This is a genomic window from Enterobacter cloacae complex sp. HYC074_NIDB (assembly GCF_056673345.1).
Genome location: NZ_CP114214.1, coordinates 552613 through 572025, shown reverse-complemented (window position 1 = coordinate 572025; position 19413 = coordinate 552613). Strand labels below are relative to the sequence as shown.

The window sequence follows — 19413 nt, the reverse complement described above, 5'->3', positions numbered from 1 at the left end:
ACCTCTGCGCTAATATTTGAATGTTTGTTAAGATTGTTGGACATCAACCGCTTTACTCAACATAAGATGCAGGGAAAGTGTTATGAAAACGTTAGGTGAATTTATTGTCGAGAAGCAGCACGAGTTCTCTCATGCTACGGGTGAGCTCACTGCTTTGCTGTCGGCAATAAAGCTGGGCGCTAAGATCATCCACCGCGATATCAACAAGGCCGGTCTGGTCGATATCCTGGGTGCCAGCGGTGCCGAGAACGTTCAGGGTGAGGTTCAGCAGAAACTCGACCTGTTCGCCAATGAAAAACTGAAAGCTGCACTGCGCGCGCGCGACATCGTTGCGGGTATCGCCTCTGAAGAAGAAGATGAGATCGTCGTATTCGAAGGGTGTGAACACGCGAAATACGTTGTTCTGATGGATCCGCTGGACGGCTCCTCCAACATCGACGTTAACGTTTCTGTCGGTACCATTTTCTCCATCTACCGTCGCGTAACGCCGGTTGGCACGCCGGTGACGGAAGAAGACTTCCTGCAACCGGGCAGTAAACAGGTTGCTGCCGGTTATGTGGTGTATGGCTCGTCCACCATGCTGGTGTACACCACCGGCTGCGGCGTACACGCCTTTACCTACGATCCGTCCCTGGGCGTGTTCTGCCTGTGCCAGGAGCGTATGCGCTTCCCGGAGAAGGGCAACACCTACTCCATCAACGAAGGCAACTACATCAAATTCCCGAACGGAGTGAAGAAGTACATCAAATTCTGCCAGGAAGAGGATAAAGCCACCCAGCGCCCGTACACCTCACGCTATATCGGCTCGCTGGTGGCGGATTTCCACCGTAACCTGCTGAAGGGCGGTATTTACCTCTACCCAAGCACCGCCAGCCACCCGGACGGAAAACTGCGTCTGCTGTACGAGTGCAACCCAATGGCATTCCTGGCCGAACAGGCAGGCGGCAAGGCGAGCGACGGTAAAGAGCGTATTCTGGATATCGTGCCAGAAAGCCTGCACCAGCGCCGTTCGTTCTTCGTCGGCAACCGCCATATGGTGGATGACGTTGAACGCATGATCCGCGAATTCCCGGACGCGTAACGCACGAAAAGGGGAGCCCGTCAGGCTCCCCTTTTTTTCGTCATGCCGTTTGCGTTGTCAATTTGAAGGAGGCCATCGCTTCCATCAGCTCGCGAGACTGCTCCTCCAGGGAACGTGTTGCCGCAGATGATTGCTGGACCAGCGCCGCATTTTGCTGCGCCGTTTCATCCATCTGATTGACAGCGATATTCACCTGCTCAATACCGCGGCTTTGCTCCTGAGAGGCCGTCGCAATTTCACGCATCAGTTTGGTCATACGCAGTACTTCGGTGGCGATCTCGTCCATCGTCTCACCGGCCTGCTGCGCCAGCTCGCTGCCCTCGTTCACGTGGGTTTGCGAATCGCTGATAAGCGAGCGGATCTCTTTCGCCGCATCAGCACTGCGGCTGGCGAGATTACGCACCTCACCCGCCACGACCGCAAAACCTCGCCCCTGCTCACCCGCACGCGCCGCTTCAACGGAGGCGTTCAGCGCCAGAATATTGGTCTGGAAGGCAATGCCGTCGATGACGCTCAGGATATCGGCGATGCGTGCCGAGCTGCCGGAGATGTCGCGCATCTTCTCAATGACATAGCAGACCATTTCGCTGCCGTGATCGGCGGTATCGGAGACCGACTTCGCCAGCTGGTGCGCCTGCTCGGCGTTATCGGCGTTAAGTTTCACCGTGGCGGTGATCTCTTCCATGCTGGCGGCCGTCTGCTCCAGCGAGGTGGCGGTGGATTCCGTGCGCTGAGCCAGGTTCATATTCCCGGCCGTCAGCTCGCGGCTGCCGGTATCAATCTGCGAGCTGGCGTCACGCACCCGCAGAACGGAGTCCATCAGCGACTGGCGCATCCCTTCGATCGCCGCGTTAAGGCGATTAAATTCCTGGCTCGCCGGCGCGTTCAGGGTATGGGTTAAATCCCCGGCCGCCACATGTTCCAGCTGGGCAATCGAGGCTGAAAGCGGCTTGAGCAGCATATGGCGCAGAACCAGCCAGGCCAGCACGATAATGCCAGCCGTCAGCAGCGCCGCGACGATAATCAGGATCAGCACGCGGGTTTTACTCGCCTGCACGGCGCTCACCTCCGCTTTGCCGCGCGCCTCGCTCCATGCCTGGAACGCCTGCATATCGTTATCAAACTGCTTCGCCACCGGGACCAGCTTGTTTTCCAGCAGATCGTAATAGCTGTCCGCGCTTTGCTCGTTCAGGGCTTTCAGCATCGGGCTGATACCCTGCTGGTTGTACACCGCCAGGCTCGCGGCGACGTTATCCAGCAGCTTTTGCCCCTGCTCATCCGCCACGCCGCTGCCGATCACGCCCTTCAGCGTTTTCTGTGCCAGCGCCACTTCCTGGTTAATGGTTTTGACCGCCCTGGCCGCATCGTCCAGCAGGCCGACCTCCATCATGCGGACGGCTTGCCCCGCTTCGTTACGCGCGCGCAGGATCAGCGTATAGCCGGCATTCAGTTGCACCATCTGTTCACCCTGAAGATGATTGATGCGCTGGAGAGAAGCGGAACTTTGTGTAAGGGCATAAATGCCGATGCCGCTGACAATCAGCAGCAGAAGGGTCATAACGGCCAGTAAAGAGAGCAAGCCGGTACGAATCGATAGCGTTTTAAGCATGATGTTATTTCCGGTAGCGAGATATTTCTGGGCATAAAAAAAGAATATCGGCCGCTACCGGAAAATGTTTAGAGTTTAAGCAATTTCAGCATGTTATCGCCCTGTTACAGAGGTATTCACCCGGGTAACAGGCGAGCTCTGGCGGTTCTCCCACAGCACCGTCAGGCCGCGCTGGAGCGCGATGAAAATAAACAACAGAATGCCGATGGCAATTTTGGTCCACCAGGAGCTGAGCGTGCCGTCGAAGTTGATATAGGTCTGAATCAACCCCTGGATCGCCACGCCAAACAGCGTGCCGAGCACCGTCCCCACCCCGCCGCTGAGCAGCGTACCGCCAATCACCACCGAGGCAATGGCGTCCAGCTCAACGCCCACCCCCGCCAGGGCATAGCCTGCCTGGGTATAAACCGAGAATACAATCCCCGCGAGCGTGGCCAGCCCGGTCGAAAGCATGTAGATGCGGATAGTCGTGCTGCGCGTGGAAATTCCCATCAGGTTCGCGGACGTGGCGCTGCCGCCAATGGCATAAACCTGGTTACCAAACCGGGTACGGTGGGCGAGGAAGATCCCGATCACCACCACGCCCAGCATCAGCAGCCCCATTGCGCTCAGGCGCCCCCCGCCGGGGATTTTCCACGCCAGGCTGGAGAGCGTGTCGTAGATCGGGTGGTTAATGGGAATTGACTCCTCCGACACCAGATAGCTCACGCCGCGCAGGAAGAACATCCCGGCGAGGGTGATAATAAAGGCCGGGATTTTCAGCGCATCGATCAAAAGCCCCATAAAGGCGCCGAACGCGCAGCCCATAACCAGCACCAGCGGAAAAGCCAGCAGCGGCGAAATGCCCCAAAAGCCAATCGCCTTGGCAAGGAACACGCCGGTAAAGGCGATCACCGACCCAACGGAGAGATCGATCCCGCCGGAGAGGATCACAAACGTCATGCCGACGGCGATAATGCCTAAAAAGGCATTGTCGGTCAGGATGTTGCAAATCACCCGCGTGGAGGCGAAGCCCGGGAACTGGGTCAGGCAGTAAAGGTATCCCAGCACGAACACGCCCAGCGTGATCATTAACGGCAAATTACGTTTTATCATGACCGCGGAACCTCTTAATGAGAGTGATAAAGCGCGGCGACTGCACGATAAGCACGATAAGCACCACGACCGCTTTGACGACCTGATTCAGCTCCGGCTGGAACCCGGAGAGCAAAATACCGGTATTCATACCCTGAATAATCAACGCCCCCACCACTGAGAGCAGCAGATTAAAACGTCCGCCCATCAGCGATCCACCGCCGATAACCACCGCAAGGATTGCATCCAGCTCGAGCCAGAGTCCGGCGTTATTGGCATCCGCTCCGCGAATATCGGCGGCCACGATCACCCCGGCAATCGCAGCACAGACGCCGCTCAGCACGTAAGTCAGCATCACCATCAGCCGCGTATTTACCCCGGCATTTTTCGCGGCCCGAATGTTAATCCCCACCGCTTCGATGAACATCCCGAGCGCCGTTTTGCGGGTGAAAAGCCAGAACACCACCAGCGTCACCAGCGCGACGATCACCGGCGTCGGGAAGAACAGAAAATTACCGCTGCCGATCCACGCCAGGCTCGGGGAGTTAAAGGTGACGATTTGACCGGAGGTAATAAGCTGCGCCACACCGCGCCCGGCCACCATCAAAATCAACGTCGCGACAAACGGCTGGATCTTGAGCACCGCGACCAGAATGCCGTTCCATAGCCCGGCTAGCACGCCGGAGCCCAGCGCGGCCAGCAGGACCACCGGCAGGCTGTGCCCGGCGACGGTCATCGAGGCGGCGGTGGCGCCCGCAATCGCCATTACCGCACCGACGGAGAGGTCGATCCCGCCGGTGGCAATGACCAGCGTCATACCAATCGCCAGCAGCGCCACGGGCGCGGCACGGTTTAAGATGTCGATCGGGCTACCAAACAGGCGGCCATCCTGCACGACGATCTGGAAAAAATGCGGAGCCACCAGGCTATCCACCAGCAGCACCAGCAGCAGCGCCACGATTTGCGGCGTGCCGGTCGGCCAGCTGAAGCGGCGCTTCGCTTCGCCAGTTTGCGAAAGAGAACGGGACATCACATTTGACTCCTTACGCCGCGATGGCATTCATGATCGCCGGAACCGACAGTTTATCCAGCGGGATCTCTGCCACCTGCCTGCGATCGCGCATGATGATGACGCGATCGGCATAGCCGACCAGCTCCTCCAGCTCAGACGAGATCACCAGCAGCGCCAGACCGTCGGCGCAGAGCGTTTCGATAAGCCTGATGATTTCGGCGTGCGCGCCCACGTCGATACCGCGCGTGGGCTCGTCGAGGATCAGGAATTGCGGCTTGGTGAGCAGCCAGCGCGAGAGCAACACCTTCTGCTGATTACCGCCCGAGAGGAACTCGATGGGCTGTTCCGCGCTCGGGGTACGTATACCGAGCTGGCGGATGAAGCGCTCGGCAATCGCGTTCTGCTCGCGCTTAGGGATCGGACGCAGCCAGCCGCGCTGGGCCTGTAGCGCCAGAATGATGTTTTCCCGCACCGAGGCGGCGGCAATAATACCGTCCGTTTTCCTGTCCTCCGGGCAGAAGCCCACGCCGAGGCACGACGCCTGATGCGGTGAACGTAGCGTTTGTGGTTTGCCTTTGATCAGCGCCGTTCCGCTGTCGGCAGGTTTGATCCCGAAGATCACTTCGGCGGTTTCGGTGCGCCCGGAGCCTAACAGACCCGCCAGTCCCACAATTTCACCGGGGCGTACCTCGAGGTTAAACGGCGCGATGGTCCCTTTTCTGCCGTAATCGTGAAACGCGGCGATCGGTTTTTCGCTCAGCAGCGTACGGCCCGCGCGCTGAAGCGCGTTGGTCTCCAGCTCGCGGCCCAGCATCATTTTGACCAATTCTATCTGCGGCAGCTCGCGGGTTTCCCGGCAGCCGACAAAGCTGCCGTTGCGCAGCACCGTTATACGGTCGCTCACCTCGTAAACCTGATCGAGGAAATGCGTCACGAAAATCAGGCTAACGCCCTGATTACGCAGCTGGCGCATCAGGGTAAAAAGCATCTCCACTTCCTGGGTATCGAGGCTGGCGGTGGGTTCATCGAGGATCAGCACTTTCGCCGAGAGATCGATAGCGCGACAGATCGCCACGATCTGCTGCATCGCCACGGAGAAACGGTTCAGCGGTTCGCGCACGTCGAGAGAGAAGCCATACGATTCCATCAGCTTCGCGGCGCGCGCTTCCATCTCTTTGCGGCGCAGCAGGCCAAAACGTCTGGGCTCGCGGCCAATAAACAGGTTGTCCGCTACCGACATGTTTGGCAGCAGGTTCACTTCCTGGTAGACCGTGCCGATCCCCAGTTGCTGCGCATGCGCGGTGTTTTTGGGCGAAATGGCGTTACCTTCCAGCCAGATAGCGCCGCGATCGGCGTGATAGACCCCGGTCAGGGTTTTAATCAGCGTCGACTTCCCCGCCCCGTTTTCGCCGAGCAACGCCATGATCTCCCCCCGCCGCAGGCTGAAATCAACGTTATCCAGCGCCTTAACGCCAGGGAAAAATTTACTCAGGCCCTCTGTGCGAAGGATTTCCTGGTGTTGTTCGGTGGTCATGGTTTCCCCCTCACCCTGACCCTCTCCCCGGAGGGGAGAGGGGACTATGTCGTGCCCATCTTTAATTTTCTGCCCAACCCGCCCTTTTCCCTCTCCCCTCCGGGGAGAGGGCTAGGGTGAGGGGGCGAGGGCTTAGTAGCCCATATTTTTCTTCTTCTCTAACTCTTCTTTCGCCGTGTCCGGCAGGTAGAGCGTGGATTTGGTGATGGTCAACTTCTCAGGCTGGGTGCCGTCTTTCTTGAATTTCTCCAGCGCATCGAATGCCGGGCCCGCCATATTTGGCGTCAGCTCCACGCTGGCGTTCGCTTCGCCGTCAATCATTGCTTTGTAGATGTCCGGTACGCCGTCGATCGAGCCGGTGAGGATATCTTTGCCCGGCTTCAGGCCCGCTTCTTTGATGGCCTGGATGGCGCCGATCACCATGTCGTCGTTGTGGGCGTAAACCATGCAAATATTTTTGCCGTTATTTTCTGCCTTGATGAAGCTTTCCATGACCTCTTTACCCTTGCTGCGGGTGAAGTCGCCGGACTGAGAACGGATGATTTTGATGTTTGGTGCTTTGGCGATGGCCTCCGCGAAACCTTTCTTACGGTCGATAGCCACGCTCGCTCCGACGGTGCCCTGCAACTCAACCACGTTACACGGCTTGCCATCCACCTGCTTCACCAGCCAGTCACCAATCAGTTTGCCTTCCAGCACGTTATCGGCGGTAACGGTGGTCATATAGAGAGATTTGTCTTTTACGTCGATGGAACGGTCGAGCAGGAAGACCGGAATTTCAGCATCTTTGGCTTCCTTCAGCACCGGCTCCCAGCCCGTAGCGACAACCGGGGCAATAAAGATGGCATCCACGCCCTGAGCGATAAACGAGCGCACCGCTTTAATCTGGTTCTCTTGCTTTTGCTGACCATCGGCGATTTTCAGCGTAATACCGCGCTTTTCGGCCTCACTTTTCGCCACATTCGTTTCAGCGGCGCGCCAGCCGGATTCAGATCCGACCTGCGAAAATCCCACGGTTAAAGGTGCGGCCATCGCCATAGACGACATGGCTGCCGAAACTGCTGTAACAAGAAGTAAGCGCTTCCACATATGAACGTCCTCGTAGGGTAGGTTATTGTTGGTTAAAAGATGTTCCGCGGATGAACTATAGCCAATGGAATATGTTACGGATTGCGTTACATCACACTTCAGAAAAGTGAATAAAACGTTAATCACAAGTTTGTAATCGCTTTCATTTCAACATTTAAAATGCGGCTGAGTTTATGGATTATCCTGTCATGGAAACGGTCTGAAAAGTGAAGGCGCGAGGGAGAGAAGTCGAAAACAGGCGGAGACTTTCAGCGCCAGTTGGCTATAATACCTGCCACTTGTTTACCATCCATTTTAAAGGACACCGACATGAGCTTACTCAACGTCCCTGCGGGTAAAGAACTGCCAGAAGACATCTACGTTGTGATCGAAATCCCGGCCAACGCAGATCCAATCAAATACGAAATCGACAAAGACACCGGTGCGCTGTTCGTTGACCGTTTCATGTCTACCGCCATGTTCTATCCGTGCAACTACGGCTACATCAACCACACTCTGTCTCTGGACGGTGACCCGGTTGACGTACTGGTCCCGACGCCATACCCATTGCAGCCAGGCTCCGTCATTCGCTGCCGTCCTGTTGGCGTGCTGAAAATGACTGACGAAGCGGGTGAAGATGCGAAACTGGTTGCTGTACCGCACACCAAGCTGAGCAAAGAGTACGATCACATTAAAGATGTGAACGACCTGCCAGAGCTGCTGAAAGCGCAGATCGCCCACTTCTTCGAGCACTACAAAGATCTCGAAAAAGGCAAATGGGTTAAAGTTGAAGGCTGGGATAACGCAGAAGCGGCGAAAGCAGAAATCATCGCCTCTTTCGAGCGTGCTGCTAAGAAGTAATTCTTACTGCTGATACTAAGCCCCGCGCGTCGGGGCTTTTTTGTGCCTTTCGATCCCGGTAACCCGTGCGAATGGGCGCAAAAAAACAACGCCACCTTACGGTGGCGTTGTCGTTTTTCAGAACTGGTCTCTGTCTAACCAGTTACCGCTTTCAATCAGCGTTAACCCGTCGACCGAACGTTGGTACACGTACATCCATGCACTGCCGTAAGGCGTCTGGATCAACTGGCGAGCGTATTCACCGCCCCTGGTGCGCAAGGCATCAAGTTCGGCCAGCGTGGCATTATCAATACGATAAACCTCACCCTGTACCGTTCCGTTCCCCGGAACTGCGCCTGGATAGTGGCCCAGACTGTACAACTGGTAGTTTTCGATTGTGTAATTTCCCAGCAACTGGGCGTTGGTCATCCAGTGGCTGTTGCCTTGCCTGGTTCGTAAACTGCCGTAAACAAATATTCGCATTGCTAAAACTCAAACTGATAGAGCAGATCAAGTGCCTGGTCTACGCCGGACACTGCTTCCAGATATAGCTTAGGCATCAGGCGATAACGTAACGTGAGTGTAGCCAGTGAGTCAAAGATCCCCACGCCATATTTTACCTGTAGACCCGGCAGTACATAGCCGCTGACCACTACCTGCGAAGAGTCACCCACGCCCTGAGTGTCCAGCGCCAGATTGCTTACGCCAAACGTCTCGCCGATTTTACCCACAACCTGACCACTTTGTGCAACCCCCAGACCGACTAACATTGATGTCATTGCCGCACCATCGCCCTGTTGGCTATCCAGACCCTGGCCGCGCAGCAGGTAAGAGAGCGCTTCCTGTTGCGACATGGCCGGGTCAGAGAAGATCTCTGCCTTAGGTTCATCGGCGGAGCCCGTCACGCGCACGCCCGCAATCACATCATCTTCGGTGGCTTCCGGGTTACGTATCGCTTCGATATTGAGTACCGGCTGATCCGGTGGACCGGAGAACAGCAGCTCGCCTTTACGCACAATCAAATCCTGACCGTAGGCATGGAAGCGCCCTTCAGGAATATTGATTTGTCCATTGAGGCCAAGCCCCTGTTGATCCTGCGCCACTTTCAGGTCACCCGTGAGTCTCGCCTTCAGCCCAAACGCGTCCAAACGCACGTTATTCCCCACGTGCACGATAAGATTACTATTGATCGGTATGCCAGCGCTCTTCTGTTCAACAGGTTTCAGATTTTCATTGAGCATAACTTCATCACTGGAGACGCCAACCGCGCTTTCCGGCACTTCGTGAACCACGATGCGCGCCCACGGTACGTCAACACGGCCGTCCAGGGTGAAGAGACTCGGCGTTGCCTCAAAGACCACGTCTGGCGACACGTCCAGGCGCACCATCGGCGGTACCGTGATACGCACCCTGCTGCCCTTGGCCGCAATACGGGCGCGCCAGTTGTCGAGCTGGCTCCAGTCTGCGTCACCGCTCAGGTTGATTTGTCCCTGCTGCGTCAGCACTGAGCCACTGAGGGTTGAGCTTTGGCCGTTAAAGTTCATCGTCAGCTGGCTTGGCTGCATATCGAACGGCATAAAGTTACCGTCAATGTCCACGCCGTTTAACCGCATCTGGCCAAACAGCTGCGGGCTTTGCGCATCCCCCGCCAGACGCAGGTTGGCGCTGAGCATCCCCGCCGCCTTTTCTCCCCGCGAGAAGATCGGATTCACCATCGCCAGGTTGAAGTTGCGAATATTGACGTTGCCGCCGAGATTGCGCCGCCCTTGCGGATCGGTAATTTGCACCTGTCCATCAAACTGACCGTTGTTGGTCAGGCGGATCAGCCATCCCAGTTCCGCACGATTGTTACGCAGGTCAGCGTTCACATTCAGGGTGTCGAACGCTACCGGCAGCGGCGCGTCATTGACCTCCTGCGTCACCTTCACGTTACGCCCGGAGAGCGTAACGCTGCCCTGCGGCAGCCCCTCTTTGGTGGTGTCCCACGCGACGTCCGCTTTACCGCTGAAGACCCCGCTGGCCTGGGTGGTTTCCGGCATAAACGGTTTCAGCATCGCCAGGTCGAAACGGTTGAGGTTGATCTGCGCGCGTCCTTCCGCGCCCGCATCAATGGTCTGCGGCACGCACAGCTCAGCATTCGGGTTGGTCCAGCAGTGTGGCCCAATGCTTAACTTTTGCTCCGCATTGCGGTAGTCCAGCGCGATGGATCGGGACAGCACCAGCGGGCCGACCGGCGTGCTGAAGCGGGTGTTATCCAGTACGCCCTTCCAGCGCGTTGCCTGGCGATCAAAACTGCCCGTCAGGTGCAGCTGCCCGGAGACCGGCTCGCCCTGCACGCGCAGCTGGAGATCGTGCTGCTTTTCGTTACCTTTTGCCGCCAGCGTGACCAGACTGATGTTCACGTCCGGCTGGGAGATACGCTCCACGCGCAGGTCCAGGTTTCCGCCGATCTGATCGGTGGATTTCACGTCCCCTTCGACGCGCACGCGGGCAATGGAAAGTTCCTGCCAGCGCAGGTTATTAGCAGTGATGTCCGCCAGCAGCTGCGGCGCCTCCACCGTACCGCGAACCTTCACTAACCCCTTCGCCGTGCCGCCAAGACCCGGCAGGGCGTTATCGAGATTTGGCGCGTCGATGGTGGCATCCAGATCGAGATCTTTCACCCCCAGCTCGCCTTTGATATCTGCCGTGTTGCGGCCCAGCGCCACGTGCAGGCCCGGGATCACCCACTGGAGATAGCTGTTGCCCTTAAGCGAGCCCTCTACGTTGACTTTGTTCTGCTTCACGTTGCCGGTGAGCTTGAGTTCCGGCACGTCCATCTGCCAGGTGCCACCGTACAGGCTACCGCGGGTTTTGATCAGGCCATCCAGTTTTGACGGCCAGTCCGGGACCTCTTTAGCGGTGTTGATCCCGGTCAGCTTCAGCTCGCCGCGCCAGCTGATCGCCTGCTGCCAGTCGAGCAGCGCGGTCAGCTCTGTTTTTCCTTCCAGCGCCGCCACGGTCAGCTTGTCGAGGTTAACCTGCAACTCGTTACCCTTCGCATCCAGGGTGATATCGGCGGGCGGTACCCCCTGCCCCTTCACTGCCGTGCGGAACGACAGCGTGTAGTCGGTCATTTTGCCACTCAGCTTCAGCTTCAGATCGTCAGCCTGGAACTGTTTTTCGCCGGTGAACGGCCAGTAAAGCTGCTTGCTGACAACCTCAAGGTTGAGCGGTAAACCGGCCTCTGCCAGCTGGGTTTGCCCGCGCAGCACCATATCCACCGGTCCGGAAAGGTTCACGCCGAACTCCAGCTTCTCACGCAGCGCGCCGCCGACCTTCACCTTCACCTTTTCGCCCTTCAGCGGATCGATGTTCAGGGCGCTGTTCAGCGTAATATCCACCGGCCAGTTGTCGCGCAGCAGCGCATTGCCTGAGGCGTTCACCGAGCCCTGACTGGAGTCGATATCCAGCGCGTCGAGCTTCATGTTGCCGTCGATGCTGCTGACTTTAAGCAGCATGTTGAAGACTGTCAGATCGGTATCGCCGGTCAGACGCAGCTGCTCGCCCTTAAACTCTTCGATATTGAGGTTCAGCGGCAGATGCACGTCGGTCATCTCCGGCAGAACCGGTTTCGAGAAGAGATCTTTCAGCGTTTCGCCCAGCGGTTTTTCTTCCGGCTGCGGGTTCTGGATCTTCGGCTCGACGATCTCTTCCTGCGCCACGTCGGCCACCTTCGGCAGCGCAATCAGCAGCCCTTGCAGGGAGGTTGGGGTCAGGGTGAGGTTTTTCTCCTGCCAGCGCAGACCGGAGGTGAAATCCATCACGGATACCGTCGTATCGTCGATTTTGATATTGACGTTATCCAGCGCAACCCGGTAGAGCGCAATCGGGTACGGCGTGGAGAGATTCAGCGGGCCGCTGTCCTCTTCTTCGACAGGCTCAGACTTCGGCATTTTTTTGGAATCTATCGCCACGTTAACGTCTTTTAGCGACAGATCGTTTACGCACAGCTGGCTGTCACGCAGGCAGCCGAGCTTGACCGCCAGATGAAACTCGCCCGCGTTCACCGCCACGCCGGGCTGTTCGTAACGGATATTTTTCAGGCGCAGATCGCGCCAGCCGCCCGTCACCTGGCCGATTTCCAGCCCCGGCACCCAGCGGTTCGCGGCGTTAAACAGCAGATGCAGGCCCGTGGTGGTGCCCACCAGAAACGCCACCGTACCGAGCAGTAATACGATAAAAATCAGCACCCCGAGGCTTATCTTCTTCCATAAACTCATAATTCAGGCCCCAGACCGATGTAAAACTGTAAACCGTGTTCGTCTTTGTCGCCCACCGGAACGGCGAAATCGAGCTTGATTGGCCCGACCGGTGACTGCCAGCGCACGCCTACGCCCGCGCCGGTTTTGAAATCGCTGCGGCGGATATCGTTCACCGCTTCACCGCCGTCAACGAACATCGCCCCCCACCACTTGCCGCTGACGTTGTACTGGTACTCCAGCGAGCCGGTCGCCAGTTTTGACGCCCCGGTCAACTGGCCTTTGTCGTTTTCAGGTGAGATCGATTTGTACTTATACCCGCGAATGCTGCGGTCGCCCCCGGCGAAGAAGCGCAGATCCGGCGGGACGCGTTCGAAATCACCAGTTTCGATCCAGCCGAGATTACCGCGCATCACAAAGCGGTGTTTGTCGTACAGCGTGCGGATCCAGACGTTTTGCGCCTGAAAGACGGAGAAGTCTACGTCGGAGCCCCACGCAGTGTTGGAGTAATCGATGGAGTAGCGCTGAGAGTCGCCCCAGGTCGGCATCAGGCCACCGCGCGAGCGGGTACGGCTGATCATCACGCCCGGATAAAGCAGCATGGTGGTGTTGGTAACGTTTGCCTGGGTAAAGTGGTCGAGGCTCCAGCGCAGGTTAATGGCGCGCTGCCAGCCGCTGGAGAGATCCCAGAAGCGTGATACCGCAAGCGTCGTCGAGTCCTGCTCGGTATCGTTCAAATCGGTACGTTTAAAGCCGCCCTGCACGAGGTAGTATTGCTCAAGCGGATTTTTCAGCAGCGGCATTTTATAGCTGAAGTCCAGCTGCTGTTCAGGCGCAGACAGGCTCACGCTGGTGGTCAGGCTGTGGCCGTAGGAGTTCATCCACGGTTTTTTCCACGAGGCTTTCACGCGCGGGCCGACGTCCGTGGAGTAGCCGACACCGGTCTCAATGGTGTTTTCGGTGCGCGGAGAGACCACGCCATGCAGCGGTAACACTTTCGTTTTACGGGATTTATCAAATTCCGGTGCCACCACCACGGAGTTAAACCAGCCCGTCGCGGACAAACGACGGTTCAGCTCGCCCAGGTCGCTGGACTGGTAGTAGTCGCCCTTTTTAAACGGCACCAGGTTTTGCAGATACTCATCACGGATTTGCGATCCTTCGAAGGTCACATCGCCAAACCGGTAGCGCTCGCCGCTGTCGTAATCGATATCCCAGAATGCCTGACGTCGCTCAAGCGCAACGCCTAGCTGGCTTTTGTTGAACCGGCTGTCGAAGTAGCCTTTGCGCAGCGAAACGCTGGTTAATGATTTTTTAAAACGATCGTAATCCCCGTGATTGAGCACAGTGCCCACTTTCGGACGGGTGCTGAGCAGATCCAGGTAGTCACGATCCGTGCGCGCGCCGCCGCGCAGCACCACGTTCGTGCCGCCAATCAGGACGGGTTCGCCCGGCGAGACGCGGGCAATCAACACCTGACGTCCTTTTGCCGGCGGCGGGCGTAAATCGAAATCGATGGTGGGTTCGTAGTACCCCAACGCCTTTAAGCCTTCGCGAATGGCGTCATCCACGCGCGCGCGAAAACGCCGATCCGGCGTGACCTCATCGCTCTGGATAGTAGAAAGCTGCGCACGCACGTTTTTTTCCAGCGCCCCGGATAACCCCTCAACCTGCAAACGGACATTCGCCGCGCTGGCAATCCCGCTGGTCAGCAGTAAGCTGACTAAACATAACTGGCGGATCTTTGTCACGTTTTCTCCTGAATATCCCTGTTTCCACCCTGGAAGCAAATGCAGTGCCGCTCCGCGGCAAAATACGGCCTGAAAGCCAAAAACCCAAATTACGGGTTGAAAAAGGGTGTAACACCCAAATATTTCTTATGATTAAATCTAGACTCATTCATCGCATTTATTGTGTTCAATTAAACGCTTCGTGACAACCTTAACCGAAACAACGCTACCCCGGAGGCCCCACCGTGAGTTTATTTGATAAAAAGCATCTGGTATCACAAGCCGATGCGTTACCGGGACGCAACACCCCTATGCCAGTGGCGACATTACACGCCGTAAACAACCATTCAATGACAAACGTTCCTGATGGAATGGAGATCGCCCTGTTTGCCATGGGCTGCTTTTGGGGCGTAGAACGCCTGTTCTGGCAACTGCCGGGCGTGTACAGCACCGCTGCGGGCTACACCGGAGGATATACGCCTAACCCAACCTACCGCGAAGTCTGTTCCGGTGAGACCGGTCATGCTGAAGCGGTGCGTGTGGTGTATGACCCGAGCGTCATTAGCTATGAACAGCTGCTCCAGGTGTTCTGGGAAAACCATGACCCGGCGCAGGGCATGCGTCAGGGTAACGATCACGGCACCCAATACCGTTCGGCCATCTACCCGCTCACCCCAGAGCAGGAGGCCGCGGCCCACGCCAGCCTGACGCGTTTCCAGGAAGCGATGCAGGCGGCCGGTGATAAACGTCAGGTCACGACGGAAATCGCTACCGCGAAACCGTTCTACTATGCCGAAGACGACCACCAGCAGTACCTGCATAAAAATCCGTACGGCTACTGCGGCATTGGCGGCATCGGCGTCTGTCTGCCTCCACAACAGGACTGATTACGGCATCAGCGCCACGCAAACCGCGTGGCGCGCAGCCTTTCCCTACGGCCACTTTTTGCCGAAAACGTGACCTCTGGCAGGTTTACACGTCTTTACGCTATACTACCGCTGAAATAATCGGCTCAACGCTACGAGCTGACTTCAATGTGTCTTCACACGAATGGTATCAACTCCCCTTCTGAGGATCTGGCGAGAAGCCGGATAAACTATGTTAAACAGTATTTTAGTAATACTTTGTCTTATTGCCGTCAGTGCATTTTTCTCGATATCGGAGATCTCGCTGGCTGCCTCCCGTAAAATCAAACTGAAGCTGCTTGCCGACGAGGGCAACATCAACGCATCACGCATTCTGAAAATGCAGGAAAATCCCGGCATGTTCTTTACCGTGGTGCAGATTGGCCTGAACGCGGTCGCCATTCTTGGCGGTATCGTGGGTGATGCAGCGTTTTCTCCGGCGTTTTATGGCCTCTTTGTTAAGTACATGTCCGTAGAGCTGGCCGAGCAGTTGAGCTTCATCCTCTCCTTCTCCCTGGTGACCGGCTTGTTCATTTTATTCGCGGACCTGACCCCGAAACGCATCGGTATGATTGCGCCAGAAGCTGTGGCTTTGCGTATCATCAACCCGATGCGCTTCTGCCTGTATGTCTTCCGTCCGCTGGTGTGGTTCTTCAATGGTCTGGCGAACGTCATTTTCCGCATCTTCAAGCTGCCGATGGTGCGTAAAGACGACATCACCTCCGATGATATTTATGCCGTGGTGGAAGCCGGGGCGCTGGCAGGCGTGCTGCGCAAGCAGGAGCACGAGCTGATTGAGAACGTTTTCGAACTGGAATCCCGTACCGTGCCGTCCTCCATGACCGGCCGTGAAAACATCATCTGGTTCGATCTGCATGAAGACGAGCAGAGCCTGAAGACCAAAGTGGCGCAGCATCCGCACTCCAAGTTCCTGGTCTGTAACGAAGATATCGACCATATCATCGGCTATGTGGACTCCAAAGACCTGCTGAACCGCGTGCTGGCAAACCAGAGCCTGGCGCTGAACAGCGGCGTGCAGATCCGCAACACCCTGATTGTGCCGGACACCCTGACGCTCTCCGAAGCGCTGGAAAGTTTCAAAACCGCCGGGGAAGACTTCGCGGTGATCATGAACGAATACGCGCTGGTGGTGGGCATTATCACCCTCAACGACGTTATGACGACCCTGATGGGCGACCTGGTCGGCCAGGGGCTGGAAGAGCAGATTGTTCAGCGTGACGAAAATTCATGGCTCATCGATGGCGGTACGCCGATTGAAGACGTCATGCGCGTGCTCGACATCGACGAGTTCCCGCAGTCCGGAAACTACGAGACCATCGGCGGCTTTATGATGTTTATGCTGCGTAAAATCCCGAAACGTACCGACTCAGTGAAGTTCTCCGGCTTCAAGTTTGAAGTGGTGGATATTGATAACTACCGCATCGATCAGCTGCTGGTAACGCGTATTGATAGCAAACCGACCGTGCTGGTGCCGAAACTGCCGGATGCGGAAGAGAAGGTGTCGGCGTAATTTATGAAGGGCAGCGTTGAGCTGCCCTTTTTGTTTTAAAACGGAAGCTGCCGTTTATGTAATTTAAATAATTTTTTAAGTCCTTAGAAGGGGGACGAATTGAGATAAATAAAGGCAGAGCCTACGATATTATTAAATTTAAAAATATCCCCGCTTACTTTAAGAAAAATCGTTCTGTCTTCAATGCTAACTTTCACGCCAGGATCGGTGGTGACAAGGAAAGGTTCATAACCATTTTTAATGTCTTCTAAAAAAACTTCATCGGTCTTTTGTGCCGTGTAAAGATAATATTTATATACGAAAGAAGTCGTCGCACCCGCGCTGCTTTCCGTGATATACAACATAGACTTATCAACTACGGCATGCCGATAAACTATAGTCTGTTCAAGGTAAAAAAAGTCACCAAGCATGCGCCAAATCCCATATCCTATGGTAGCTAACATAAATAACACAAATATATTCTTATTTTTAAAAACCAGATCTCGATGCATAATTATTCCATTTATTTTCCATGCGTAACGGCTTCCCTTCTCAGCCAACAGTTAAAGCTGACCTTTTTACAACTCGCTTATAAAAAGTATAGGGGTATTGTTTATGCCATGGATAATAAGTCCAATAGTGATCCAAGTTTTTAATGTTTTATATCAATTTTTAGCACTGAAAAAGATTTTAAGAAAAACTTCATCAATTCATGGTTATGCCCGTTAATACAAATAACGCCAAGTCAAAACTATCTGCTTCAGGGTATGTCTCTGGACTGGCCCTACAAACATCAACGGCTCCCATTGGGAGCCGTCTTTTTAACAACTACTGCATAGCACGTTGGTTAAGCCATCTCAGTTTGCAGACGCATAACCTGACGGTTGACTTCGGACATCACAGACAAGTGCTGTTTGTCCTTCACTTTCGGGATAAGGATTTTGCCCTTATCGAACTCAAAAGCGCCAACATCCTTGATGTACAACCGTCCACGGAACAGGATCTTCACGTACTTCGCCACCTGAAGCGGGTTGTAGCGTTGGAAAATTTTCATTCTTGTATCTCCTGCGAATCATACGCTCTTGCGGTGCCACAATCGGCCCGACTGTCCTGAGCGCAAATTTTGATGCCCAATGACTATAGACCAGAACCTCGTACTTACCCAGTGTGCATAAGTTTATTTACCGTTTGATTACAATTATTCAGAATAATCTTTGCAAAGCGTGATACAGCGCAGTATATGCCGTCGTTTTTGCATAGATATGTGCGTTCGCCCGCAAACTGGCATCGGGATTGCGGGAAAAGCCTATTGATCGCACTTATGATTAAAAGCGCATGACCAAGTGGTCGGATCACCTGCTAACAATAAGGAAACACCATGACCCTACGTAACCTCCTGGCAGCAGCTTGCCTGTTGCTGCCGCTGATGGCTTCCGCACACAACATTGAAAAAGGACAACGTGTCCCGCCGGTCGGGATTGCTGACCGGGGAGAATTGATTCTCGACAATGATAAGTTTAGCTATAAAGTCTGGAATAGCGCGCAGCTTGCGGGCAAAGTGAGAGTTGTACAACATATTGCCGGACGTACATCCGCTAAAGAGAAAAACGCTACCCTCGTGGAGGCGATCAAGGCCGCAAAACTCCCGCACGATCGCTACCAGACCACTACCATCGTGAACACCGACGACGCCATTCCCGGCTCCGGCATGTTTGTGCGCTCAAGCCTTGAGAGCAATAAGAAGCTCTATCCCTGGTCGCAGTTTATTGTCGACAGCAACGGCGTGACGCGTAAGGCGTGGCAGCTGGAAGAGGAGAGTTCAGCGATTGTCGTGCTGGACAAAAACGGTCGCGTAGAGTGGGTTAAAGACGGCGCGCTGACGCAGGATGAGGTGCAGCAGGTGGTTGGCCTGCTGCATAAGCTGCTGACTCAGTAAAGTGACACCCGGAAGCCCGGATTCAGGAATGACTCGCGCGGGGTGTAGTCCAGTGGCTTACCCTGCCAGTCATGCACATGCGCGCCAGCGGCCGCCGCCACCGCATGCCCTGCCGCCGTATCCCAGACGTTCGTCGGCCCGAAACGTGGGTACAGCTGCGCCTGCCCTTCCGCCACCAGACAGAACTTCAGCGACGAGCCAATCGACGTCGTCTGGTGTTCACCCAGCTGTTGCAGATACTCCTCCAGCTCGCTGTCACTGTGCGAGCGGCTGATCACCACCAGCGGAGGACGGGCATCACGCACCTGGATCTGCTTACGCACGCCGCACTCTTCCTTCCAGGCTTTACCTTCCGCCGCGCTGTACATCACCTTCATCACCGGGGCATAAACCACGCCCAGTACCGCTTTCCCGTTTTCAATCAGAGCGATGTTGACGGTGAATTCACCGTTACGCTTGATAAACTCTTTCGTGCCGTCCAGCGGGTCGACAAGCCAGTAACGCTGCCAGTGCTGACGTTCATCCCAGCTCTGGGGCGCTTCTTCAGAAAGGACCGGAATATCCGGCGTCAGGGCCTGCAAACCTTTCAGGATCACTGCATGCGCCGCGATATCCGCCGCCGTCACCGGGGAGTCATCCGCTTTGCTGACAACATCCATCGGTTTCGCACCGTCGTACACCTGCATAATGGCATCACCCGCATCCCGTGCGAGCTGACAAATTTTATCTAACATTATCCACCTCTTCGTTAACGCAGTGGGCATAACTTATTGTTTTAGTTATATCGTAATGTGAACAATTCCGCTATCTGTGAAGCAATTCTGGTTTCAGCGCCCTTTTTTCTGGCAGCATTCACACTTCTGTAAGCAACAA

General features: G+C 55.7%; 16 protein-coding genes. 5 read left to right on the top strand and 11 right to left on the bottom strand.

Translation table 11 applies throughout. The annotated features are described in order from the left end of the window. Window positions 1-82 precede the first annotated feature (82 nt). Window positions 83-1081 (top strand): class 1 fructose-bisphosphatase, encoded by a 999-nt coding sequence (gene fbp / locus O1724_RS02775; RefSeq protein ID WP_003856070.1) that lies wholly within the window; start codon window positions 83-85, stop codon window positions 1079-1081. Between the two features lie 40 nt (window positions 1082-1121). Here fbp and O1724_RS02770 read toward each other — a convergent pair whose 3' ends face one another. The 5 genes from O1724_RS02770 to ytfQ form a co-directional block, all read right to left on the bottom strand. Beyond that, window positions 1122-2690, bottom strand: coding sequence for a methyl-accepting chemotaxis protein (locus O1724_RS02770; protein ID WP_044704215.1), 1569 nt, complete (start codon window positions 2688-2690; stop codon window positions 1122-1124). A gap of 93 nt (window positions 2691-2783) precedes the next feature. Continuing rightward, entirely contained in the window at window positions 2784-3785 is a 1002-nt protein-coding gene (gene yjfF, locus O1724_RS02765; RefSeq protein ID WP_023302976.1) for a galactofuranose ABC transporter, permease protein YjfF, read from the bottom strand. Next, window positions 3772-4797 (bottom strand): galactofuranose ABC transporter, ATP-binding protein YtfT, encoded by a 1026-nt coding sequence (ytfT, locus tag O1724_RS02760; RefSeq protein ID WP_161353898.1) that lies wholly within the window; start codon window positions 4795-4797, stop codon window positions 3772-3774. The genes yjfF and ytfT overlap by 14 nt, the downstream gene beginning before the upstream one ends. Before the next feature lie 10 nt (window positions 4798-4807). Continuing rightward, window positions 4808-6310 carry a galactofuranose ABC transporter, ATP-binding protein YtfR gene (ytfR, locus tag O1724_RS02755; protein ID WP_017383923.1) on the bottom strand — a complete coding sequence of 501 codons (1503 nt, stop codon included), beginning with the start codon at window positions 6308-6310 and terminating at the stop codon, window positions 4808-4810. A gap of 132 nt (window positions 6311-6442) precedes the next feature. Continuing rightward, a complete protein-coding gene (gene ytfQ, locus O1724_RS02750; RefSeq protein WP_017383924.1) occupies window positions 6443-7399 on the bottom strand; it encodes a galactofuranose ABC transporter substrate-binding protein YtfQ in 957 nt (318 codons plus the stop codon). 309 nt (window positions 7400-7708) lie between these two features. Between ytfQ and ppa the strand changes: the two genes are divergently transcribed. Then, a complete protein-coding gene (ppa, locus tag O1724_RS02745) occupies window positions 7709-8239 on the top strand; it encodes an inorganic diphosphatase (protein ID WP_006810347.1) in 531 nt (176 codons plus the stop codon). Between the two features lie 117 nt (window positions 8240-8356). Here the strand turns inward: ppa and O1724_RS02740 are convergent, their stop codons facing one another. The 3 genes from O1724_RS02740 to tamA are packed head-to-tail and all read right to left on the bottom strand — an operon-like array spanning window position 8357 to window position 14210. Continuing rightward, window positions 8357-8701 carry a gamma-glutamylcyclotransferase family protein gene (locus O1724_RS02740; RefSeq protein ID WP_017383925.1) on the bottom strand — a complete coding sequence of 115 codons (345 nt, stop codon included), beginning with the start codon at window positions 8699-8701 and terminating at the stop codon, window positions 8357-8359. A 2-nt stretch (window positions 8702-8703) separates the two neighbouring features. Then, a complete protein-coding gene (gene tamB / locus O1724_RS02735) occupies window positions 8704-12480 on the bottom strand; it encodes an autotransporter assembly complex protein TamB (RefSeq protein ID WP_023315277.1) in 3777 nt (1258 codons plus the stop codon). Next, window positions 12477-14210, bottom strand: a complete 1734-nt coding sequence (tamA, locus tag O1724_RS02730) for an autotransporter assembly complex protein TamA (RefSeq protein ID WP_032647013.1) — start codon at window positions 14208-14210, stop codon at window positions 12477-12479. The genes tamB and tamA overlap by 4 nt, the downstream gene beginning before the upstream one ends. Window positions 14211-14434: 224 nt before the next feature. On the opposite strand from tamA, the gene msrA reads away from it, so the two are divergent. Beyond that, window positions 14435-15076 (top strand): peptide-methionine (S)-S-oxide reductase MsrA, encoded by a 642-nt coding sequence (gene msrA, locus O1724_RS02725; RefSeq protein ID WP_003856057.1) that lies wholly within the window; start codon window positions 14435-14437, stop codon window positions 15074-15076. A gap of 211 nt (window positions 15077-15287) precedes the next feature. Next, entirely contained in the window at window positions 15288-16625 is a 1338-nt protein-coding gene (gene paeA / locus O1724_RS02720; protein ID WP_022650272.1) for a polyamine export protein PaeA, read from the top strand. An 83-nt stretch (window positions 16626-16708) separates the two neighbouring features. Here paeA and O1724_RS02715 read toward each other — a convergent pair whose 3' ends face one another. Then, window positions 16709-17116 carry a hypothetical protein gene (locus O1724_RS02715; protein WP_032608366.1) on the bottom strand — a complete coding sequence of 136 codons (408 nt, stop codon included), beginning with the start codon at window positions 17114-17116 and terminating at the stop codon, window positions 16709-16711. A gap of 335 nt (window positions 17117-17451) precedes the next feature. Continuing rightward, on the bottom strand, window positions 17452-17658 hold the full coding sequence (locus O1724_RS02710) for a DUF1107 domain-containing protein (RefSeq protein ID WP_003856054.1): 207 nt from the start codon (window positions 17656-17658) through the stop codon (window positions 17452-17454). Window positions 17659-17982: 324 nt separating this feature from the next. Between O1724_RS02710 and O1724_RS02705 the strand changes: the two genes are divergently transcribed. After that, a complete protein-coding gene (locus tag O1724_RS02705) occupies window positions 17983-18540 on the top strand; it encodes a YtfJ family protein (protein ID WP_126297124.1) in 558 nt (185 codons plus the stop codon). On the opposite strand, the gene cysQ is transcribed toward O1724_RS02705, so the two are convergent. Continuing rightward, window positions 18534-19274 carry a 3'(2'),5'-bisphosphate nucleotidase CysQ gene (gene cysQ, locus O1724_RS02700; protein ID WP_003856050.1) on the bottom strand — a complete coding sequence of 247 codons (741 nt, stop codon included), beginning with the start codon at window positions 19272-19274 and terminating at the stop codon, window positions 18534-18536. The two genes, O1724_RS02705 and cysQ, sit on opposite strands and share 7 nt — an antisense overlap. Between the last annotated feature and the right edge of the window lie 139 nt (window positions 19275-19413).

Coding starts and splice junctions, on each gene's coding strand:
- O1724_RS02705 (WP_126297124.1), top strand. CDS start 17,983: ATGACCCTACGTAACCTCCTGGCAGCAGCTTGCCTGTTGCTGCCGCTG.
- O1724_RS02740 (WP_017383925.1), bottom strand. CDS start 8,701: ATGCGAATATTTGTTTACGGCAGTTTACGAACCAGGCAAGGCAACAGC.
- fbp (WP_003856070.1), top strand. CDS start 83: ATGAAAACGTTAGGTGAATTTATTGTCGAGAAGCAGCACGAGTTCTCT.
- paeA (WP_022650272.1), top strand. CDS start 15,288: ATGTTAAACAGTATTTTAGTAATACTTTGTCTTATTGCCGTCAGTGCA.
- tamB (WP_023315277.1), bottom strand. CDS start 12,480: ATGAGTTTATGGAAGAAGATAAGCCTCGGGGTGCTGATTTTTATCGTA.
- cysQ (WP_003856050.1), bottom strand. CDS start 19,274: ATGTTAGATAAAATTTGTCAGCTCGCACGGGATGCGGGTGATGCCATT.
- ppa (WP_006810347.1), top strand. CDS start 7,709: ATGAGCTTACTCAACGTCCCTGCGGGTAAAGAACTGCCAGAAGACATC.
- ytfQ (WP_017383924.1), bottom strand. CDS start 7,399: ATGTGGAAGCGCTTACTTCTTGTTACAGCAGTTTCGGCAGCCATGTCG.
- O1724_RS02710 (WP_003856054.1), bottom strand. CDS start 17,658: ATGAAAATTTTCCAACGCTACAACCCGCTTCAGGTGGCGAAGTACGTG.
- O1724_RS02770 (WP_044704215.1), bottom strand. CDS start 2,690: ATGCTTAAAACGCTATCGATTCGTACCGGCTTGCTCTCTTTACTGGCC.
- ytfR (WP_017383923.1), bottom strand. CDS start 6,310: ATGACCACCGAACAACACCAGGAAATCCTTCGCACAGAGGGCCTGAGT.
- O1724_RS02715 (WP_032608366.1), bottom strand. CDS start 17,116: ATGCATCGAGATCTGGTTTTTAAAAATAAGAATATATTTGTGTTATTT.
- yjfF (WP_023302976.1), bottom strand. CDS start 3,785: ATGATAAAACGTAATTTGCCGTTAATGATCACGCTGGGCGTGTTCGTG.